This is a genomic window from Pseudomonas sp. M30-35 (genome assembly GCF_002163625.1).
GTDB lineage: Bacteria > Pseudomonadota > Gammaproteobacteria > Pseudomonadales > Pseudomonadaceae > Aquipseudomonas.
The window spans coordinates 2,353,359-2,370,919 of record NZ_CP020892.1 but is presented as its reverse complement, the minus strand read 5'-3'; the positions used below and the strand labels follow the sequence as shown (position 1 = coordinate 2,370,919).

The 17,561-nt window shown below is 49.8% G+C and carries 22 protein-coding genes and 1 tRNA gene; 9 read left to right on the top strand and 14 right to left on the bottom strand.

Features of this window, described 5'->3' with window-relative positions; translation table 11 throughout:
* Positions 1-11: 11 nt before the first annotated feature.
* Positions 12-740 carry a DUF4198 domain-containing protein gene (locus B9K09_RS11020; RefSeq protein ID WP_087516847.1) on the top strand — a complete coding sequence of 243 codons (729 nt, stop codon included), beginning with the start codon at positions 12-14 and terminating at the stop codon, positions 738-740.
* Between the two features lie 56 nt (positions 741-796).
* On the opposite strand, the gene B9K09_RS11015 is transcribed toward B9K09_RS11020, so the two are convergent.
* The 3 genes from B9K09_RS11015 to gorA are packed head-to-tail and all read right to left on the bottom strand — an operon-like array spanning position 797 to position 3,173.
* The gene (locus B9K09_RS11015) at positions 797-1,174 is read right to left on the bottom strand and encodes a VOC family protein (RefSeq protein ID WP_087516846.1); all 378 of its coding nucleotides are present in this window, start codon (positions 1,172-1,174) and stop codon (positions 797-799) included.
* Between the two features lie 2 nt (positions 1,175-1,176).
* A complete protein-coding gene (locus B9K09_RS11010) occupies positions 1,177-1,800 on the bottom strand; it encodes a trimeric intracellular cation channel family protein (protein ID WP_087519071.1) in 624 nt (207 codons plus the stop codon).
* A 14-nt stretch (positions 1,801-1,814) separates the two neighbouring features.
* Complete coding sequence (gorA, locus tag B9K09_RS11005) at positions 1,815-3,173, bottom strand: glutathione-disulfide reductase (protein ID WP_087516845.1); 1,359 nt, start codon at positions 3,171-3,173, stop codon at positions 1,815-1,817.
* An 87-nt stretch (positions 3,174-3,260) separates the two neighbouring features.
* Here gorA and B9K09_RS11000 point away from each other — a divergent pair, with 87 nt between their 5' ends.
* The gene (locus B9K09_RS11000; protein WP_087516844.1) at positions 3,261-3,683 is read left to right on the top strand and encodes a VOC family protein; all 423 of its coding nucleotides are present in this window, start codon (positions 3,261-3,263) and stop codon (positions 3,681-3,683) included.
* Positions 3,684-3,757: 74 nt separating this feature from the next.
* On the opposite strand, the gene galU is transcribed toward B9K09_RS11000, so the two are convergent.
* The 4 genes from galU to B9K09_RS10980 all read right to left on the bottom strand — a co-directional run bounded on the left by galU (position 3,758) and on the right by B9K09_RS10980 (position 7,433).
* Positions 3,758-4,597, bottom strand: coding sequence for a UTP--glucose-1-phosphate uridylyltransferase GalU (gene galU / locus B9K09_RS10995; RefSeq protein WP_087516843.1), 840 nt, complete (start codon positions 4,595-4,597; stop codon positions 3,758-3,760).
* Positions 4,598-4,636: 39 nt separating this feature from the next.
* Positions 4,637-5,998 carry a UDP-glucose/GDP-mannose dehydrogenase family protein gene (locus tag B9K09_RS10990; protein ID WP_087516842.1) on the bottom strand — a complete coding sequence of 454 codons (1,362 nt, stop codon included), beginning with the start codon at positions 5,996-5,998 and terminating at the stop codon, positions 4,637-4,639.
* Between the two features lie 338 nt (positions 5,999-6,336).
* Positions 6,337-7,071 carry an LrgB family protein gene (locus tag B9K09_RS10985; protein ID WP_087516841.1) on the bottom strand — a complete coding sequence of 245 codons (735 nt, stop codon included), beginning with the start codon at positions 7,069-7,071 and terminating at the stop codon, positions 6,337-6,339.
* Entirely contained in the window at positions 7,068-7,433 is a 366-nt protein-coding gene (locus B9K09_RS10980; RefSeq protein ID WP_087516840.1) for a CidA/LrgA family protein, read from the bottom strand. Before B9K09_RS10980 ends, B9K09_RS10985 begins: the two co-directional genes overlap by 4 nt.
* Before the next feature lie 329 nt (positions 7,434-7,762).
* Between B9K09_RS10980 and ccoG the strand changes: the two genes are divergently transcribed.
* Together ccoG and mapR are read left to right on the top strand one after the other, a co-directional pair.
* Positions 7,763-9,178 carry a cytochrome c oxidase accessory protein CcoG gene (gene ccoG, locus B9K09_RS10975; protein ID WP_087516839.1) on the top strand — a complete coding sequence of 472 codons (1,416 nt, stop codon included), beginning with the start codon at positions 7,763-7,765 and terminating at the stop codon, positions 9,176-9,178.
* Between the two features lie 65 nt (positions 9,179-9,243).
* Positions 9,244-10,653: a GntR family transcriptional regulator MpaR gene (gene mapR / locus B9K09_RS10970; protein ID WP_087519070.1), complete on the top strand. Its 1,410-nt coding sequence runs from the start codon at positions 9,244-9,246 to the stop codon at positions 10,651-10,653.
* Positions 10,654-10,733: 80 nt separating this feature from the next.
* On the opposite strand, the gene B9K09_RS10965 is transcribed toward mapR, so the two are convergent.
* Positions 10,734-10,820: transfer RNA gene (locus tag B9K09_RS10965), tRNA-Leu, on the bottom strand.
* 499 nt (positions 10,821-11,319) lie between these two features.
* Between B9K09_RS10965 and B9K09_RS22680 the strand changes: the two genes are divergently transcribed.
* The gene (locus tag B9K09_RS22680; protein WP_087516838.1) at positions 11,320-11,502 is read left to right on the top strand and encodes a hypothetical protein; all 183 of its coding nucleotides are present in this window, start codon (positions 11,320-11,322) and stop codon (positions 11,500-11,502) included.
* 49 nt (positions 11,503-11,551) lie between these two features.
* On the opposite strand, the gene B9K09_RS10955 is transcribed toward B9K09_RS22680, so the two are convergent.
* The gene (locus B9K09_RS10955; protein ID WP_087516837.1) at positions 11,552-11,842 is read right to left on the bottom strand and encodes a DNA-binding transcriptional regulator; all 291 of its coding nucleotides are present in this window, start codon (positions 11,840-11,842) and stop codon (positions 11,552-11,554) included.
* Positions 11,842-12,156 (bottom strand): type II toxin-antitoxin system RelE/ParE family toxin, encoded by a 315-nt coding sequence (locus tag B9K09_RS10950; RefSeq protein WP_087516836.1) that lies wholly within the window; start codon positions 12,154-12,156, stop codon positions 11,842-11,844. Before B9K09_RS10950 ends, B9K09_RS10955 begins: the two co-directional genes overlap by 1 nt.
* 561 nt (positions 12,157-12,717) lie before the next feature.
* On the opposite strand from B9K09_RS10950, the gene B9K09_RS10945 reads away from it, so the two are divergent.
* Together B9K09_RS10945 and B9K09_RS10940 are read left to right on the top strand one after the other, a co-directional pair.
* A complete protein-coding gene (locus tag B9K09_RS10945) occupies positions 12,718-13,377 on the top strand; it encodes a hypothetical protein (RefSeq protein WP_157699344.1) in 660 nt (219 codons plus the stop codon).
* 2 nt (positions 13,378-13,379) lie between these two features.
* Entirely contained in the window at positions 13,380-13,562 is a 183-nt protein-coding gene (locus B9K09_RS10940; RefSeq protein WP_087516834.1) for a hypothetical protein, read from the top strand.
* Between the two features lie 68 nt (positions 13,563-13,630).
* Here B9K09_RS10940 and B9K09_RS10935 read toward each other — a convergent pair whose 3' ends face one another.
* Complete coding sequence (locus B9K09_RS10935) at positions 13,631-13,909, bottom strand: DNA-binding transcriptional regulator (RefSeq protein WP_087516833.1); 279 nt, start codon at positions 13,907-13,909, stop codon at positions 13,631-13,633.
* A complete protein-coding gene (locus B9K09_RS10930; RefSeq protein WP_256574288.1) occupies positions 13,902-14,102 on the bottom strand; it encodes a hypothetical protein in 201 nt (66 codons plus the stop codon). The genes B9K09_RS10935 and B9K09_RS10930 overlap by 8 nt, the downstream gene beginning before the upstream one ends.
* A 796-nt stretch (positions 14,103-14,898) precedes the next feature.
* On the opposite strand from B9K09_RS10930, the gene B9K09_RS10925 reads away from it, so the two are divergent.
* The gene (locus B9K09_RS10925; protein ID WP_087516831.1) at positions 14,899-15,501 is read left to right on the top strand and encodes a hypothetical protein; all 603 of its coding nucleotides are present in this window, start codon (positions 14,899-14,901) and stop codon (positions 15,499-15,501) included.
* A 65-nt stretch (positions 15,502-15,566) separates the two neighbouring features.
* Positions 15,567-15,860: a hypothetical protein gene (locus B9K09_RS10920; protein ID WP_087516830.1), complete on the top strand. Its 294-nt coding sequence runs from the start codon at positions 15,567-15,569 to the stop codon at positions 15,858-15,860.
* 189 nt (positions 15,861-16,049) lie between these two features.
* Here the strand turns inward: B9K09_RS10920 and B9K09_RS10915 are convergent, their stop codons facing one another.
* Positions 16,050-16,613, bottom strand: a complete 564-nt coding sequence (locus tag B9K09_RS10915; protein ID WP_087516829.1) for a hypothetical protein — start codon at positions 16,611-16,613, stop codon at positions 16,050-16,052.
* Positions 16,610-17,545: a hypothetical protein gene (locus B9K09_RS10910; RefSeq protein ID WP_087516828.1), complete on the bottom strand. Its 936-nt coding sequence runs from the start codon at positions 17,543-17,545 to the stop codon at positions 16,610-16,612. The genes B9K09_RS10915 and B9K09_RS10910 overlap by 4 nt, the downstream gene beginning before the upstream one ends.
* Between the last annotated feature and the right edge of the window lie 16 nt (positions 17,546-17,561).

Genomic DNA, 17,561 nt, shown 5'->3' with positions numbered 1-17,561 from the left:
AAGGATTTCACATGCATCGCAAACTCACAGCCGTATCACTTTCATTGTTCGGTTTGATCTTCGCCAGTGAGGCCATTGCTCATGGCTTATGGACCGAACAACGTCGCGGCAATATAGAGGTCATCTATGGTCATGGAGCTGAAGATAACGCTTTTAAAGCGAGCAAGATCAGCGGCGCCTGGGCTTACAACCTAAACGGCAAAATGATTCCGGTTACCGTTGAACGGCTGAGTGATCACGCCCGCCTGCAGCCGTTGAGCCCACCGGCAGTAATGGCTGTGGCACTGGATAATGGCATGTGGTCGCAAACTGCAGACAAACAATGGATCAATCAAGGCCGCTCAAAAGTGCCGGGGGCTATTGCTTCACTACAGACATTTAAATACAGCCTGGCGATCTACCACGAAGGCGCCAAACTGCCGAAACTTGATCGTTTAAAGCTGGTGATTGTGCCGCAGGTTGACCCGCTTACAGTCGGCCCTGGTAAGCCGCTGCCAGTGATCGTCAAACTTAATGGCAAGCCATTAGCCGGGATCAAGCTGATTGGTGATTACCGCAGTGCGCCAGATGAAGTCAGCGCTGAAACCGACGCTCAAGGTCGCGCGCAAGTCATCGTGAGAAATGAGGGATTAAACGTAATCTCTGCACAGACTGTAGTGCCAGTCGCCAACAATCCTGACATTACCGAACAGGGATTATTCACTTCACTGACCTTTGTCGGCGAGCCTCATCACGAGTAGCCGATGAAGATTCTGGCGCCTGATTCAGGCGCCAGAATAACCTTTACAAGCTGCGCTTAGAGGTAATGACTGACTTCGATCAAATTATCGTCAGGGTCGCGAAAATAGACCGATTCAATTGGCCCAGTTGCGCCTGTGCGTTTAACTGGACCTTCAGTGACCGCCACGCCCTGCTCTGCCAGATGCGCCAATACTTTATCGGTTGGCCAGTCGGTAATTAAGCACAAGTCAATCGCGCCCGGCGTCGGCTGCTTAGCCTTGGGCTCAAATTCTTTACCCTGCTCATGCAGGTTAAATTTCTGTTGGCCGAAGACTAATGCACTTCTCCCCTCACCGAAGGTTTCATGCCGCATAGCCAATACGCGCGTATAGAAATCTACTGTTTTATCGATGTTTGCAACGGTAAAGACCAGATGATCGAGGCGTTCAATCACGGTTAATCCCTATCCAGCAGATGGAATCTCGGCAAAGAAAAATGCCAACGAATGGCTGCAAGACGCGTAGCCAATACCGTAAGCATGGCTACCCCCGTATCGAGCCATGGAGGTGTGGCCAACTCCCTGAGCGCAATAAACATCAAGGCGCCTGCAATGCACGCAGTCGCGTAGATCTCTTTTTTGAAAATCAGCGGTATCTCATTGCAGATAATGTCGCGCATCACCCCACCAGCAACTCCGGTAATGACTCCCATGATCACTGCCGTACTGAGCTGAAGATCATGCTGCAGCGCCACTTCCGTGCCATAAACGGTGAACACCGCCAGACCGAATGCGTCGGCAATCAGCAGGCCCTTTTCGTGAATAGGCTGAGTCAGCCTGACCCAAATCACCGTGCCAACCGCAGCGATCGACGCCACTAGAATGTAAGTGTCATCGCGTATCCAACTGACCGGGTGGTTGCCCAGGATGACGTCACGCAAAGTGCCGCCGCCCAAGGCCGTGATGATTGCGATCACCAATACACCGAACAAGTCCATCGACTTGCGCCCGGCCATCAGCGCTCCGGTGATAGCAAACACAGCCACCCCGAACAGATCAGCCGCATAAAATAACTGCGCCATGCTCATTGCATTAATTACTCAGTGACAGGTGTGCGCATGGTGACGAACTCTTCAGCCGCCGTTGGATGAACGCCAATAGTGTCATCGAAGATGGCTTTTGTGGCGCCCGCTTTAAGCGCAACAGCCAAGCCTTGAATGATTTCACCCGCATCTGGCCCCACCATGTGACAGCCGAGCACACGATCAGAGTCTGCATCGACCACCAGCTTCATCAGGGTACGTTCTGTCGAATCACCCAAAGACAGCTTCATCGGTTTAAAGCGGCTTTCGTAGATTTTGAGACTGTGCCCCGCTTCGCGCGCTTGCTCTTCGGTCATGCCGACGGTGCCGATATTCGGCAGGCTGAACACCGCCGTTGGAATCATCTGATAATCAACGCTGCGGTATTCGTCGGCCTTAAACAGCTGACGTGCAACGGCCATACCTTCAGATAGAGCCACGGGCGTGAGTTGCACCCGACCAATCACATCGCCAATTGCAAACACTGACTGTGCGGTGGTCTTGTAGTGTTCATCAACTTCGATATAACCATCTTTATTGAGCTTGACCGAGGTGTTCTCAAGGCCAAGATTATCCAGCATCGGACGTCGGCCGGTGGCGTAGAACACGCAGTCGGTTTCTAAAGTACGTCCGTCATTCAAGGTGACCGACAGACTGCCATCCAACTGCTTTTCAATCTGCTTGATATCAGCATTGAACTGCAGGTCGATACCGCTCTTGGTCAGCTCTTCTTGCAAATGCTTGCGCACTGCGCCATCGAAGCCGCGCAAAAACAGCTCGCCGCGGTATAACTGAGTAGTTTGTGCGCCCATGCCATTGAAGATAGACGCGAACTCAACCGCAATATAGCCACCACCGACGACAATAACGCGCTTAGGCAACTGATCGAGGAAGAACACTTCATTGGAACCAATGGCGTGCTCATGTCCTGGAACTTCAGGAATGCTCGGCCATCCACCAGTGGCAATCAGAATATTTTTAGCGCTATAGCGCTTGCCGTCCAACTCGACATGATGGTCATCAAGCATGCGCGCATGCCCTTCGAGCAGCGTGACGCCACTGTTGACCAAGAGGTTGCGGTAAACCCCGTTAAGACGATTGATTTCTGTATTTTTGTTGTTGATCAGGGTTGGCCAGTCAAAAGACGGCTTGTCGACACTCCAACCAAAGCCCTTGGCCTGTTCAAACTCATCAGCAAGATGGGCACCATAGACCAACAACTTCTTAGGTACACAACCTACGTTTACGCAGGTGCCTCCCAGATAACGGCTTTCAGCAACCGCTACTTTGGCGCCGTAGCCCGCTGAAAATCGCGCTGCACGGACGCCGCCGGAACCCGCACCGATCACAAACAGATCGAAATCGTAAGTCATGCTTATCCTCCTGATGAAGGCTCAATCATAACCCAGATGTCAGCAAAACCGCCGCAAGCACCTATCTTTAACATACGGAGGTTTTATATGCGCCCGACCCTTACCCATATTGCCTTGCATGTTCCTGACTTGGACCCATGCATCGAGTTCTATCGCGAGTTTTGCGCCATGCACGTCATCCACCAGCGAGCAGGCAAAGGTTCGCGCATCGTTTGGATGGCCGAGCCCGGCAAAGAACACCAGTTTATTTTAGTCATGATGCCCGGTGGCCAGAAACGCCACTTGGCCACAACCGATTACTCGCACTTTGGCTTCGCCGTTGAAAGTCGTGAGCAGGTCGATGCACTCGCCAACAAGGCACGTGCCGCAGGCTGCCTGATTTGGGAGCCGCGTGATGAGCCTTATCCGGTTGGTTATTACTGTGGAGTGGTTGATCCGGGTGGTAACTACATTGAGTTCAGTTACGGTCAGCCGTTGGGCCCGGGTTCAGAACAGATGCCAATACCTTGAGCATAAAAAAGCCTTTGCAGCTTGAGCAACAAAGGCTTTTTACACAGGGCTAATCTACAATAGAGCGCTGCAAATTATTTAGACTTACCCGTCTTGTAAAGGTGTTCAAAGCAGAAGTTAGTGGCTTCAATATAGCCTTCTGCACCACCACAATCGAACCGCTGGCCTTTGAATTTATAGGCCAGTACACAACCGTTTTGAGCCTGTTTCATCAGCGCGTCGGTGATCTGAATTTCCCCCCCTTTGCCCGGTTCGGTTTGTTCGATCAGGTCGAAAATATCGGGAGTCAGGATATAACGACCGATGATAGCCATGTTGGTGGGTGCATCTTCTTTCTTCGGTTTTTCTACCATGCTGTTTACGCGGTAGATGTCGTCGCGGATCATTTCACCCGCAATTACGCCATATTTGTGCACTTCATCTTCAGGCACTTCCTGAATGGCGACGATCGAGCAACGGAACTGGTTGTATAGCTTGACCATCTGCGCAAGAACGCCGTCGCCTTCGAGATTGAGGCACAAGTCATCAGCCAGAACCACGGCGAATGGTTCATCGCCAATCAGTGGACGGCCGCTGAGGATCGCGTGGCCAAGGCCTTTCATTTCAACTTGGCGGGTGTACGAGAAAGTGCACTCATCGATCAAACGACGAATACCGACCAAATATTTTTCTTTGTCGGTATCGCGGATTTGGTGCTCAAGCTCGTAGCTAATGTCGAAGTGATCTTCGAGCGAACGCTTACCGCGTCCTGTAACCATTGCAATTTCTGATAAGCCAGCATCAAGCGCCTCTTCAACGCCGTACTGGATCAGCGGCTTGTTCACGATCGGCAACATTTCCTTGGGCATCGCTTTGGTGGCCGGGAGGAAACGTGTGCCGTAACCGGCTGCAGGGAACAAGCATTTCTTAATCATGGGACTCCTATGGAAGTTGTTTGAAAGCACTTTAGTCTATCAGGCCGCACTCACCATACAACCGCCATGCTGCGGTCTGCCAATGCCGCGATATAAAAACCCCAGTTCTGCAAGTTGCTTGGCGTCGTAGATATTTCGTCCATCGAACAGCACGGGCATGCGCATCATACCGCGAATTCGAGTGAAATCTGGCTGACGAAACTGCTTCCATTCAGTGACCAAAACCAGCGCGTCAGCGCCTTGCGCTGCATCATAGGGTGATGTACTTAGACTTAGCTGACCACGTTGCAGTTCCATTGGGTAGCGCGCGGCCACTGCAGCGGTTGCAACCGGGTCACAGGCTTGCACAGTCACACCCGCCGCCAACAACGCATCAATCAGCACCAGGCTAGACGCCTCACGTAGATCATCGGTGCCGGGCTTGAAAGATAATCCCCAGATAGCCACGACCCGGCCTTGCATAAACCCCGAAAAGTGTTCGCGCAAAGCCTGGAACAGCAAGGTCTTCTGTAATGCATTGCGAGCCTCTACCGCGCGCAAAATACCGGGTTCGATACCCTCTTGCTCAGCGGTGCGAATAAGAGCGCGGACATCCTTCGGGAAGCAAGAGCCTCCATACCCACACCCCGCATAAATAAAGTGCGTACCAATACGTTTATCACTGCCAATGCCCCGGCGCACTTCTTCAATATCAACGCCTAACCGTGCACAAAGCCCAGCCATTTCATTGATCAGGGATATTTTAGTGGCCAGGAATGCATTAGCCGCATATTTACTGAACTCGGCTGCGCGCACGCTCATACACAGCAAGCGTTCGTGATTACGGATAAACGGTGCGTATAAGCGGCGCAGCATTTCGGTGTCTTGGACATCATCGCAACCGATGATTACCCGGTCTGGGCGCATAAAATCATCCAGCGCCGCCCCCTCTTTTAGAAATTCAGGGTTGCTCGCCACATTCACCTGAAATTTCTTATTGCGAGCCGCCAATTGCTTGTTGATACGCTGCGCAACACGCTCGCCAGTACCGACCGGAACAGTCGATTTATCGACGACCAAACAGCGCTGTTGAATATGCCTGCCCAGCTCATCGGCGACATGTAGCACATGCGATAGATCAGCCGAACCGTCTTCGCCGCTTGGTGTTCCCACCGCGATAAAGATCACCTCCGCCTGATTGATACCCTCTGCGAAATCCTGGGTAAAGCTCAACTGGCCGTTATCTAAGTGACAACTGATCATCTGCTCAAGGCCTGGCTCATAAATGGGTACCTGCCCCTGACTGAGCTTTTTAAAACGATCGCTGTCACGCTCTATACAGATGACACGGTTGCCCATCTCAGCAAAACACGCCGCTGAAACCAAGCCCACATACCCAGCTCCGATTACGCAAATTCGCATCGTCTTTTCTCCTAAAGAGTTACGACGATTTGAGCGAGTTTCAATGGCAAGCCTGTGACCGAATAATGTCGATGTCATGACAATAAAAGGCTTGTAAGGCCTGATGACAGGGGTCGAATGCCCATCGGCCGATGGGGTCAGCCACTGATAGCGTAGTAATGGCAAAAAGTTCCATGTTTGTTTACTTTTTGTCTATTCCTTCACGAAATCTTCACACATAAGATGTATTATCAAATCAGCTGAAGGATCAGCCCCATCAGCAAAAAGCCCGCTTCGGCGGGCTTTTTGCTAACTAGCTTCTCTCTTCCTGCTCATGGGCCACATTGGCCGCATGCCTCTCAACTGCTGTAAAGCCATACCAGCAAGCCAGCACAAAGCGGCAAAAACACAGCTGTCAAAGCACCGAGCAAGCTCATGGATAACGCGGCGAACGCCCCGCACTCCTCGCCTTCTTCCAGTGCTCTGGCGGTGCCTATCGCATGAGCATTCATACCGTAAGTCATGCCGCGTGCCGCCGGATGATCAACCCCAACCCAGCGCAGCATAGTTGGGCCGATTGCGGTGCCAATTACACCTGTAATCATCACAAACACAGCCGACAATGCTGCAATTCCGCCGATTTGATCGGCTGCCAACATGGCAATTGGCATGGTTACCGACTTGGTTGCCAAAGTCATCAATATTTGCAGATCGGCCCCCAGAAGATGGGCAATCGTCAGGGTTAACAACAACGTAAATACACCGCCAACCGTAATGGTCAGGATTATCGGCCAGAACAACAGTTGGATCCGCTTAAGGTTGCGGTACAAGGGCACGGCAAGTGCAACCGTCGCCGGGCCTAGCAACAACGCGATAGGTGCGGCGCCTTGGCGGTAGGTGTTGTAGTCGATACCCAAGAGCAGCAGCGTGGACACCACAATCAGCATGGAGACCAGTACCGGCTGGAGCAACAACCAACCACTACGCCGGTACAGCGCAAGTGCCAGCTGAAAAGCGATCAGTGTCAGGCCGATTGAGAACAGTGGATGTTGCTGAACCACCAGCCAGGTGCTTTGTGACGATGCCCCCGTCATGAGTTATCCGCCGAACGCCGTTCAACTCTGCGGGCAAGGGTTTGCATTAACCAACCGCAAAACGGAACGGTTATCAGCAGAGATAAAACCAGCGCCCCGGCAATCGGCATCAGGTTTTCAAGTAACTCATGGCTGCTGGTCATAATCCCTGTTGCGGGCACTAACAGCAGCAGTGGTAAATACTGCAGTAATGTATTGGCGGCAGTGTTGAGTGGCTCATCTACCCGGCCGCGAACCAGCAGGAATACCAACAACAGCAGCAAGCCGATAATCGCCCCCGGCAGTGCTGGCAGCAATGCATGGTTGATAACCACACCGACAATCTGGAACAGCACCAACCAAGTCAGGCCTCTTAATAACACGGCTCTCTCCTCATTTGTTATGCGTTGGGTAGCTAACAAGCTGCACACACATTACTGGCAGCCAAACACCCACTATGGCGCAGCATCGCTGCGCTAACCAGACTCAGAACCCATAAAAAACAACAGGTCAGTTTCTAACAAACAATGTGACCTGTACTAATTATTGCTTTAGATCAAATAGACGCACTGCAAAGCCTGATACAGCGCATTCAAAAACATCTCAAAGATCAATCTGATCTGTATTTTATTTAAAAAACTGAGTCTGTTTTAAGTGCAGAATTGTCTCGATCATAGCCCTCGCCTGAAATACAGCCCAAGAGGCGCTTGCTATGACTGACCGTATCCCCGCCACAATCATCGACACAATCGACCACACGTCTCCGGTGCGTATAACCCCTGCGCAAGCTGGCGGCGTTATCCACACCCGTAGCTTTACCGGTCTTTACCGCAATCTCCGCCTCTATGGTGCCGGTTTTTTGTGCTTGCTCTATTTCGGTACAGCCTGGCTGAACTGGGGTGATCGCCAAGCCGTTTTATGGGACCTTGCGCAACGAAAATTCTATATTTTCGGCGCTACTTTCTGGCCACAAGATTTTGTTCTGCTTTCAGCGATTCTAATTATTGCCGCGTTCGGGCTGTTCTTTATCACCGTGTATGCAGGGCGTGTATGGTGCGGCTACACCTGCCCGCAAAGCGTGTTCACCTGGATATTCATGCGCATAGAGAAGCTCACCGAGGGTGAGCGCAATCAACGCCTAAAACTGGATGCAGCGCCATGGTCCCTGAATAAACTGCTTCGGCGCGTGGCTAAACACACATTGTGGTTGACGGTTGGGCTGGCAACAGCGCTGGCGTTCGTTGGCTATTTCACGCCGATTCGCCAATTAGTCGTCGATACCTTGCAGTTGAATATCGATGGCTCCACCGCGTTCTGGTTGTTTTTCTTTACCACGGCGACCTATGTAAACGCTGGCTGGCTGCGGGAAAAAGTCTGTTTGGATATGTGTCCGTACTCGCGCTTCCAGAGCGTTATGTTCGATGACAACACGCTGGTTGTAACCTATGACAGCGCCCGCGGCGATGCGCGCGGACCGAGACGCAAGGACAGCGACTACAAGGCTGAAGGCCTGGGCGATTGCATCGACTGTACAGTTTGCGTGCAAGTGTGCCCAACCGGCATCGACATTCGTGATGGCCTGCAACTCAACTGCCTCAGCTGTGGTGCCTGTATCGATGCCTGCGATAACGTAATGGACAAGATGGGTTATGCGCGGGGTCTGGTGCGCTACACCTCTGAACGCGCACTCAATGGCGGCAAAACGAAATTGCTTCGCCCTCGCCTGGTGGCTTATGCAGCCGTATTGCTGATGATGCTTGCAAGCTTTGCCTGGGCACTGCAAACGCGCCCAATGCTTTCGCTTGATGTCAGCAAAGACCGCTCAATGTTTCGTGAAAACAGCGAAGGCCAGATCGAAAATATTTACACCTTAAAAATCATCAATAAAACCCAGCAACCACAGCGCTACGCGATCGCGCTCGACCACAGCCCGGCATTTGCGCTGCAAGGCACGCGGCAGATTAAGCTCGCAGCTGGAGAGATTATTGACCTGCCTGTTAGCGTTGTTCTACTCCAGCCAAGCGCCGTCAAAAGTGCCGAACCGCTAAAATTCGTGGTCAGCAATATTGAGACGCACGATCAACGAGTCAGTGCCGACAGCACCTTTATTTCACCTGCCATCCGCTGAATAATCCCATGACCGGTGCGCGAGCAGTAAAGTATGGCGACCCCTTCGCTGATAGTCTGGACAAAATGAAACGCTACGAGAAAGTTGCGGATGAAATTGCAGAGCTAATTCGCACCGCGGTGCTGATGCCCGGCGAACGCGTGCCTTCCGTACGTCACGCCAGCAGAACCTTTGGCGTCAGCCCATCAACTGTATTTCAAGCGTATTACCTGCTCGAAGATCGCGGGCTGATTCAAGCGCGCGCCCGCTCTGGTTATTTTGTCCGCCAACACGCTCAGCAACCCTTGCCTGAACCCGAGGTAAACAACTCGCGGGCTACCACCACCGATGTTGATGTCAGTGACTTGGTTTTTTCAGTGCTGGGCTCCCTCAAAGACCCGGACACTGTTCCCTTTGGCTCAGCCTTCCCCTCGCCTGATCTGTTTCCGCTTGCGCGCCTGGCACGCTCAATGGCACAAACCGCACGGACAATGTCACCCGGCGCTGTAATCGCTGACATGACCGAGGGCAACCCCAGCTTGCGCAGGCAAATTGCACTGCGTTACATGCTCAGCGGTGTATTGCTCCCGGTTGAGGAGCTAGTCATCACCAATGGCGCCATGGAAGCGTTAAATTTATGCCTGCAATGCGTCACCCAGCCGGGAGACCTGGTGGCGATTGAAGCACCGGCCTTTTATGCCACATTACAGGTGCTCGAGCGCCTCAAGCTCAAGGCGGTTGAGATCCCGGTTCATCCGCGTGAAGGCATTGACCTTGATTGCCTGGCTGAGAGCTTGTCGACCCTACCGATTAAAGCCTGCTGGTTCATGAGCAGCCTGCAGAACCCGGTGGGCGCCAGTATGAGTGATGATAAAAAGCGCGCGCTCTATGCACTGCTTAAACAGCATCAACTCCCAATGATCGAGGATGATGTCTACGCTGAATTAAGTTTCGCCGCACGGCCACCGCGCCCGGTTAAAAGTTACGATGACGACGGTTTGGTGATGCACTGTGGTTCTTTCTCCAAATGCTTGGCTCTGGGCTATCGCATTGGTTGGGTAGCGGCTGGCCGCTTCGCCCAACAAGTCAGCCGGCAGCGACTGATGACCACCATATCGCCCTCGGTGCCGGCGCAAGCAGCCATTGCTGATTATCTACAGCACGGTGGCTATGACCGGCATTTGCGTAAGCTCAGGCACAACCTGGAAATCCAACAGGATGCAATGCTCGCCTCCGCCGCTCGACATTTCCCAGCGGAAACGCGAGTGAGTCGTCCTTCAGGCGGCTATTTTTTATGGTTTGAGTTTCCCAAGCAGGTCGATTCATTACGCCTCTTCAAACTGGCTCTGGCGCAAGGCATCAGCTTGGCGCCCGGCCCGATCTTTTCCGCCAGCCGTCAATTCGGTAACTGTGCACGACTCAACTGCGGCTATCCGTGGACGCCACAAAGTGAAGAAGCCATGGCCACGCTCGGACGGATAATCGCCTCGTTTTAAAGGCTGAAATGCTGGCCTGAACAGCGGCCACAAAAAAGCCCCGTAGCGATTCCCGCTACGGGGCTTTTTTGTACTGAAGATGGTGCCCCGAGCCGGAATCGAACCGGCAAGACCTTTCGGTCGGCAGATTTTAAGTCTGCTGTGTTTACCAATTTCACCATCGGGGCGGTGTTGGCTTATTTCGTGGTTGAGGACTATATACAGCCGAGGCTGGCCTCGCAACCCCCTATTTCACAATAAAAAAGCCTCGTAAATCATTGATCTACGAGGCTTTCTATTTGGAGGCTGAGGTCGGAATCGAACCGGCGTTCACGGATTTGCAATCCGGCCAAAAAACCATGTATTTCATAATCATATCTAAAAATCGTTTCCGCATAAAGAAAATTCTGCCCTACCCCTAAGCCCCTATCCATGGGGGCCTTGATCGACGATGCGGAAACGATTGCCCCCCAACGTCTAGCTTCCCAAGCTGATTACACGGGTCGATTTCCGCCGCTATATGGCAGCGTATACAACTGCTTGGCAGGAAGAGCCTTGCGCTGTCCCAGCAATCCAGTAGATCGACCCCACACAGACCATATAGCTACTCACCGTAAATTATCTGGTCATGAATAATTGCCGAGCCCACAGGTGTAAGCATAGAAGCACCACAACCAGGGCCAAACCGTGGCTGATGACCTAAGCGCAATTGAAGGCTGGGCCGGCGCCCTGATCAATAAGCTGCAACCCAATGAACGCCGCCAGCTCAACACCCGCTACGACCGCCGCGAGCTGTTGGGTTCTAGCAGCGATGATCTTGATATGATTCGCGACAGCCAACTGCTACACATTGCCGGTTATCGAACATAAAAAACCCCGCGCACCATTTTGGCGAGCGGGGTTGATAGCCCTGTTGCAGTCAGCCAGCTAGCGCCTGAAGCACATGCTTTGGGTCGTTGTGAATAGCCCGCAACAACGCTTTGGCTGGCCCTGTTGGGTCACGTCGGCCCTGCTCCCAATTGCGCAAAGTGCCCAACTGCACATCAATCATTTCGGCAAACTTAGCCTGGGTCAGCCCCGTGGCCTTGCGAATTTCCTTCACCTGCAGCGCATCAATATGAAACTCACGGGAGGGCACCCGCTCTCCGCGCACAATTTCATCCATCTGCTGCATGCTTTCGAGCAGCCGGTCAAATAATTTAGCCTCCATTACATCCACCTCTCATTTAGCTTTTTCAGCGCAGCCTTTTCCGCCGCGCTAAGGCTGTCTTTCACGCCTTTTTTGTAGATCAAGATCAATCTAATTTGGGCATCAGCCGTCACGTGGTAGTAAATAACCCGCACACCCGCGCTTTTGCCTCGCCCTTGTACCGCCCAGCGCACCTTGCGCAACCCACCGGTCTGGGTAATCAGCGCACCAGCCTCGGGCGTCGCTACAAGGTACTGTTGAAACTGTACATACTCCTCATCACTAAGCAGCGTGCGCACGTCTTCAGTGAAAATAGGAGTTTCGATAAAAATCATCAGACGAATATACGCCAATGGCGTACACGGCACAATATCGGTATACCAGTGACTCCACCGCCGCCGCCGCCGCCGCCGCCGCTTTCAAGCATTTTTGTTCTTGCAGTATAGTTCCATCCTTATATGAGTGATCGGTTACTTATGGCAAGGTACGACAACCCGCAAGCTCTCAACCGTCCTATGGCTTGACCGAAGTTGATCATCTACGTCTCAACGATATCCGCAACGTTCTGCGCTTGGTGCAGAACCTGCCCAAGCCCAGCACCAAAAACCGCTAGAATCCGAATTACTTGCCTGCCTCATGTGGGTACTTAACGCACCAGTCCCCTCGTAGTCGAAAGTACAGAGCAAACCTCGGTATTGGATTAACCAACGACTCAACGCGACTTAAGAGTCAACTTTGGAAATGTGGGGTATGGTATGCGCTGCTGGCTGCTGGCTGCTAGGACAAGCTCTGAGTTAGGAACAGCTTAACAAAGTGCCATACTCGCAGAAGACCTACATTACCAGTCTGGACGGAAAGCTAACTCTTTTCTTTCCTCAACTAGATGCTAACTAAAAATGACCCGAGAACTTCGAAGAACTCAAGTAATAGCAGAAGATTTAAAACGGTTATACATAGAAATCAACAATTCCAGACGATACCCACTTCGGTTTCGGCAAGCGTTCGAGCAATTAATTTATAAAAGCCAGCAACTGACTGAAGCCATGCGAAAGGAATTCAAGTCACTTACCGGCAAGCCGTGGGCTGCTAAAGACTTTACCGGCTGGAGTACTTACACTGAAATACTCAAAGCTTTACGGAATGCCACCTATCACGGCACTCCTTTAGCACTTCATGGGTGTGCTATTTCAGTATATGAAGGCATTGAATTTGAAACTGATACTAAGCCATTACCGGAAACCACCTTAGTTAAAGGTTATAAAGTAATGAAGTCCACTCTCTTCATTGAATTACCATTCGATGAAGAGATTGTACTGATGGGCGTAGGCTACCCTATAAAAAATATTTGTCCGGGTTCCCCTAGTCATGCCTTTCCCTTAAAAGAGTTTGTCAGCTACGAACTCACTTGGGGACTCCTCGATGAAGGCGTTCGTAAATTCACTGATAAAGTTGGAACTACCGACGCAGTAAAAATCATTTTACACAGCTACCCTGTGTTACTTGCATACTTTCAGTTCTATGAACGTATCCTAGATGAACGCAATGCTAACAGTTAACAATGCCGTGCTGCAGGGTACAAACTGGCGCAATCATCATCGGTTGGTTGCCATCGCTCAACCTGCGAACTGGCAGCCCCCGTAAAGAAATCGACCTGCTCAACTTCGTGTTCCTGGTCAACGGTGAAGACCGCCTTGCAGAGCCGTGCAAGGCCATTGGCCTGTACCAGAAAGGGGCTGCCTGAATCCGCTCCGTACTAGGGCATGCGGAAGTTCACAGCAGTTACGGGCCACAACAGCTGTTGATCGGCCTTTAAGTTAGATCGCGCAAAGCCTCAGGGTGCTGCGCGGCTACACGCAGAAGTGTTTTGGCTGCGCCAGTTGGTTGGCGACGGCCCTGCTCCCAATCTTGCAGCGTGCGTGAACTAACGCCAAGCAAGTCGGCAAACGCGGTTTGCGTCATACCGACCTTGACGCGAGCCTCGGTAAACGGAGAAACCTCTACACAGGTTGTCCGCCCGACCTTACGTGCTTTCATTTGTTTAACTGACGCGAGTAGGTCAGCTTGAAACTGCACAAGTTCTTTATCCATGATCAATAACCTCTTTCTTGAGTTCGAGGAGAAATGCGCTGGGTAAGTTATCGAACTTTGCCTTGGTATAGGCAATCAGCAGCCATAGGGTTTCTTCACTGCTCGCATTGTAATAAACCACCCGTGCCCCGCCGCGCTTACCCACTCCTACTCGGCTCCAGCCCACTTTGCGCAAACCACCAGTACCCGGCACTACATTACCCGCTAACAGGTTGGCTGCAATCCAGTTAATGAACAGTTCACGCTCATCTTGCTCCCAAATATCGGCGGCATAACGCTGGAAAATTTCAGTGTCAATAACGGTTCACTTTACCGCAATATACGGCACTGCCGTATACGGTGTAAAAACACTATATCGTTGACGGCACCACAGGGAGCACAAGGGTAAAAGCATCAGCGACTGGGTATTCGAGCGGCCCCTACCCTGTACCGCTACACGCTACATCCTCCGCATCTGATTTCACGCGCGGATGAGCGATTTCCTTGGGTACAGGCAGCGCTGTGGCGCTATACCAACGCCCACCGCTAGCCACTGGCAGCAATAATCCGGTCATCACCGTTGCAGGTTACACCATTTAAATCATCATTGAAGCAACGCCAGGGACAGACACCGCAGCGCTAGAACACATCATCAACAAGCTGCTCAATGGCTGGCTGGGCCACCCACACATTCAGCGCAGAGGCTTTCAGCACCAGCCTCGATCTAACCTCACAACTACCTGACGATGGCGCACTCACAAGTGATGCAACCCCACCTACAAAGGTGTGCTTACACGGTTTCGGGAGGAAAAAACAGGGGTTCAGAAGAAAGTCACAACAGGTGATCAAACCAGTCCCAAGCGGCTTACAGCCTTGTATGCAAGCAAGGCTAGTGCGCAAAGAGCGGTTGAGTTGGAAGCGCTAAAAATTTTGTAGTGGCGCTTTACTATTAAGGTGAAAATCTTCACCCTCCTCAACGAGTTTAAAATCAATACGGGGAGAATACATACATGGAAGGCTTGTTTTTTATTGCGCTATTTTTTTTATACATACCATTTCTATTCGGATTGAGCTCTCACCTTGCAATCTCGCAGGGATTCCCAAACAAGACATCAATTGGCTTTATCGCAAGAAAAATACGCTACAGCGACAATCAATCACGCCACCTCATTTTAGTAGCAGTTGTTTTTGCAGTGCTAATGCCAGCATTCATTTACAAAGCCGTAGTAAACGCTCAAAGCCCAATTGCCACTTACACCGGAATAACATCTTTCACTATAATATTAATACTATCTATACTAATAATTGCAAACTCAGCAACAGTTAAAGATACTTACAAAAAATACACCTATCTTTTCAATTCAGCTCTAGCACTAGTAGTTACAGTCAACATATCACGCGCAACGAGCTATGCAGAAAGTATTGTTGTCAATCTGACCAACATAAGAGCCAGTGAAATACCAACGGGCTTGGCATGGCTTACAATAATCATGCTGCCTGTCGCCTGGATTATTACTACTGCGGTATTTTCTTTGTTAGTATATGCGATAGCTCTTTTAGGAACCGCCATTAAAAACCCCGGCCATAATCCTAAGAAAAAGCTTACTCATTAACACCCGCTCTAAACAACAAAGCTAACAGCTCGTTAAACGGCTACATATTAGCCTGTGGCTTTGCAATGCTTGCACTGGTTCCACTAAGCCTAATGGAATATGTATTAAAAACACCTTGGGCAGAAAACCAAATTCGTAAAGAACTGGTTCAAGCAAGCTTTCACACCAAAGCAGAGAAATGCGGAATTGAAAAGATCGACGGCGCAAAAGTCGCCTATATGGAACCAGGAAAAGCAATAATTGCAATCCCGGACGAGAAACTAGGCTATATATTCTCCCCTATTAAGTGCACCGTGAAATGGAGGACAGCTCAGAGCATTTCAGAGGAATATGGAGCAACAGGGAAAAACCAGCAGTAGTTCCCATTTCATTCTAGAAAAATTGAATCAGAAGCAAATGAATCTTAACTCTGGTTAGTTGAGACCCGAAGTCCAGACAAAGCCATGTTGAATATCTGGCATCGGAACATCAATATTATAGCAATCTACCTGTATAATTATATCGAACAAATATCACAAAAGCCTAAGAACTAACAAGCCTTTCACGGATCATTTCATACGTAACAACCAGTGAAGCCGCTTAACCACCATCACAATAGTCAGTAATAAATTAACTGCAACAACTATCGCAACTGGAGTAAATATAAGTTTTGAAAAGACAAGTGCCAGCGTGAGCTCACTTTGATCAGACTTCACAAATGTATCAGAGACTGAAAATGCAAAACAGCTAGCAATGAGAACCAAGGAGCACAATATAGAATAACTAAGGTTTAGATATAGCTCATCCAGTAATTTTTTCCTTGCACTATAAAATGCGTCAGGCACTCGTTTGCATTCAATGTCACGCGCCTTCTTCTCATCAAGCTTACTTTCTTGATCGTAAACCAAGATAAGAACCGAAAGTAACAAAGCTGTAAATATAGCTCCAAAACTGACAAGCAGAGATGCTATGTCTTTATTCAAGCTAAACTCTGCAGCAATGCAAAGTCCACCAAAAAACACAGGTACTATGCAGAAAGTTATAAAGTCTCCCCATGACCAGCTCCCATCGGTTTTCATTAGGGTGCCAAAATGGCCAAGTACAATATCCTTGACATTTATTTTGCTACTCATATTTTAATTCCCATTTTGGGATACATGCTTGCTAAAAACTCATTCATCAGGGTAGTGCACCATTTATGCAGCTCTAACATGTCAGGGTTTCCAGCAATAACTGTAACATGATCTTCATCTATATCAATTTCACACACTTGCCCACTGTGACTTCCACCAAGTTTAAAAGTTCGCTTTCTCCCATCTATTTCAACTACCGCCTTCACCTCAGAACATAATGGAGTAAGCATTTCGATAGCTGAAAACTGATCTGATCCTGCAGTAAAGTAATCACTTAGTGTTCCGAGGCTTGATTTTCGAGGTGCTTTAATAATAACATTTTTTTCTGTTTCATCGTGACCGAGTTTTTTGATCTGATCCTCTATAGCTCCCATACCTTTAAACTTAACTAACTTTATTTCTTTTGCTACAGCTTTCCGCCACTCATCAAATGCTTTCTCATAAGCAAGGGGGTTCATTTGCAAAATACGATTAGTTTTTTTAGAGAATGCCTCTCGAAGCAGGTCATGAAGTAATGTTTTAATACCAACATTGCGTTGATTGTGAAGAAGCACAATACCTTCATTTTGTTTTACAGGCACATAAAACTGGACATAATGATTTAGCACCTCAGCATTCTTTTCTAACCTTTTGAAATCGACTCTACCAGTATCGATATTAATAATATCTGTTCTCGCCCCATATGTACCAACCTTAACAATTCCACAAAAAGTTCGTTTGACATCATTAAACTTAAAACTTGAAAAACAGTAAATCTGCTTTGCCTCTTTAATTATATGAAAATCATTTCCTTTTGACAAAATAAATTCTTTAAAAATTTTATATGTATCAGAAGCTCCAACAGCCCCTAGGCTCGCATAATTATCCTCAATCTTGACCGCTTTCTTAAGAGGATCAAAACTTCTAATTGTATACGGAGATATTGTATTCAAATTACACCTATAAAAT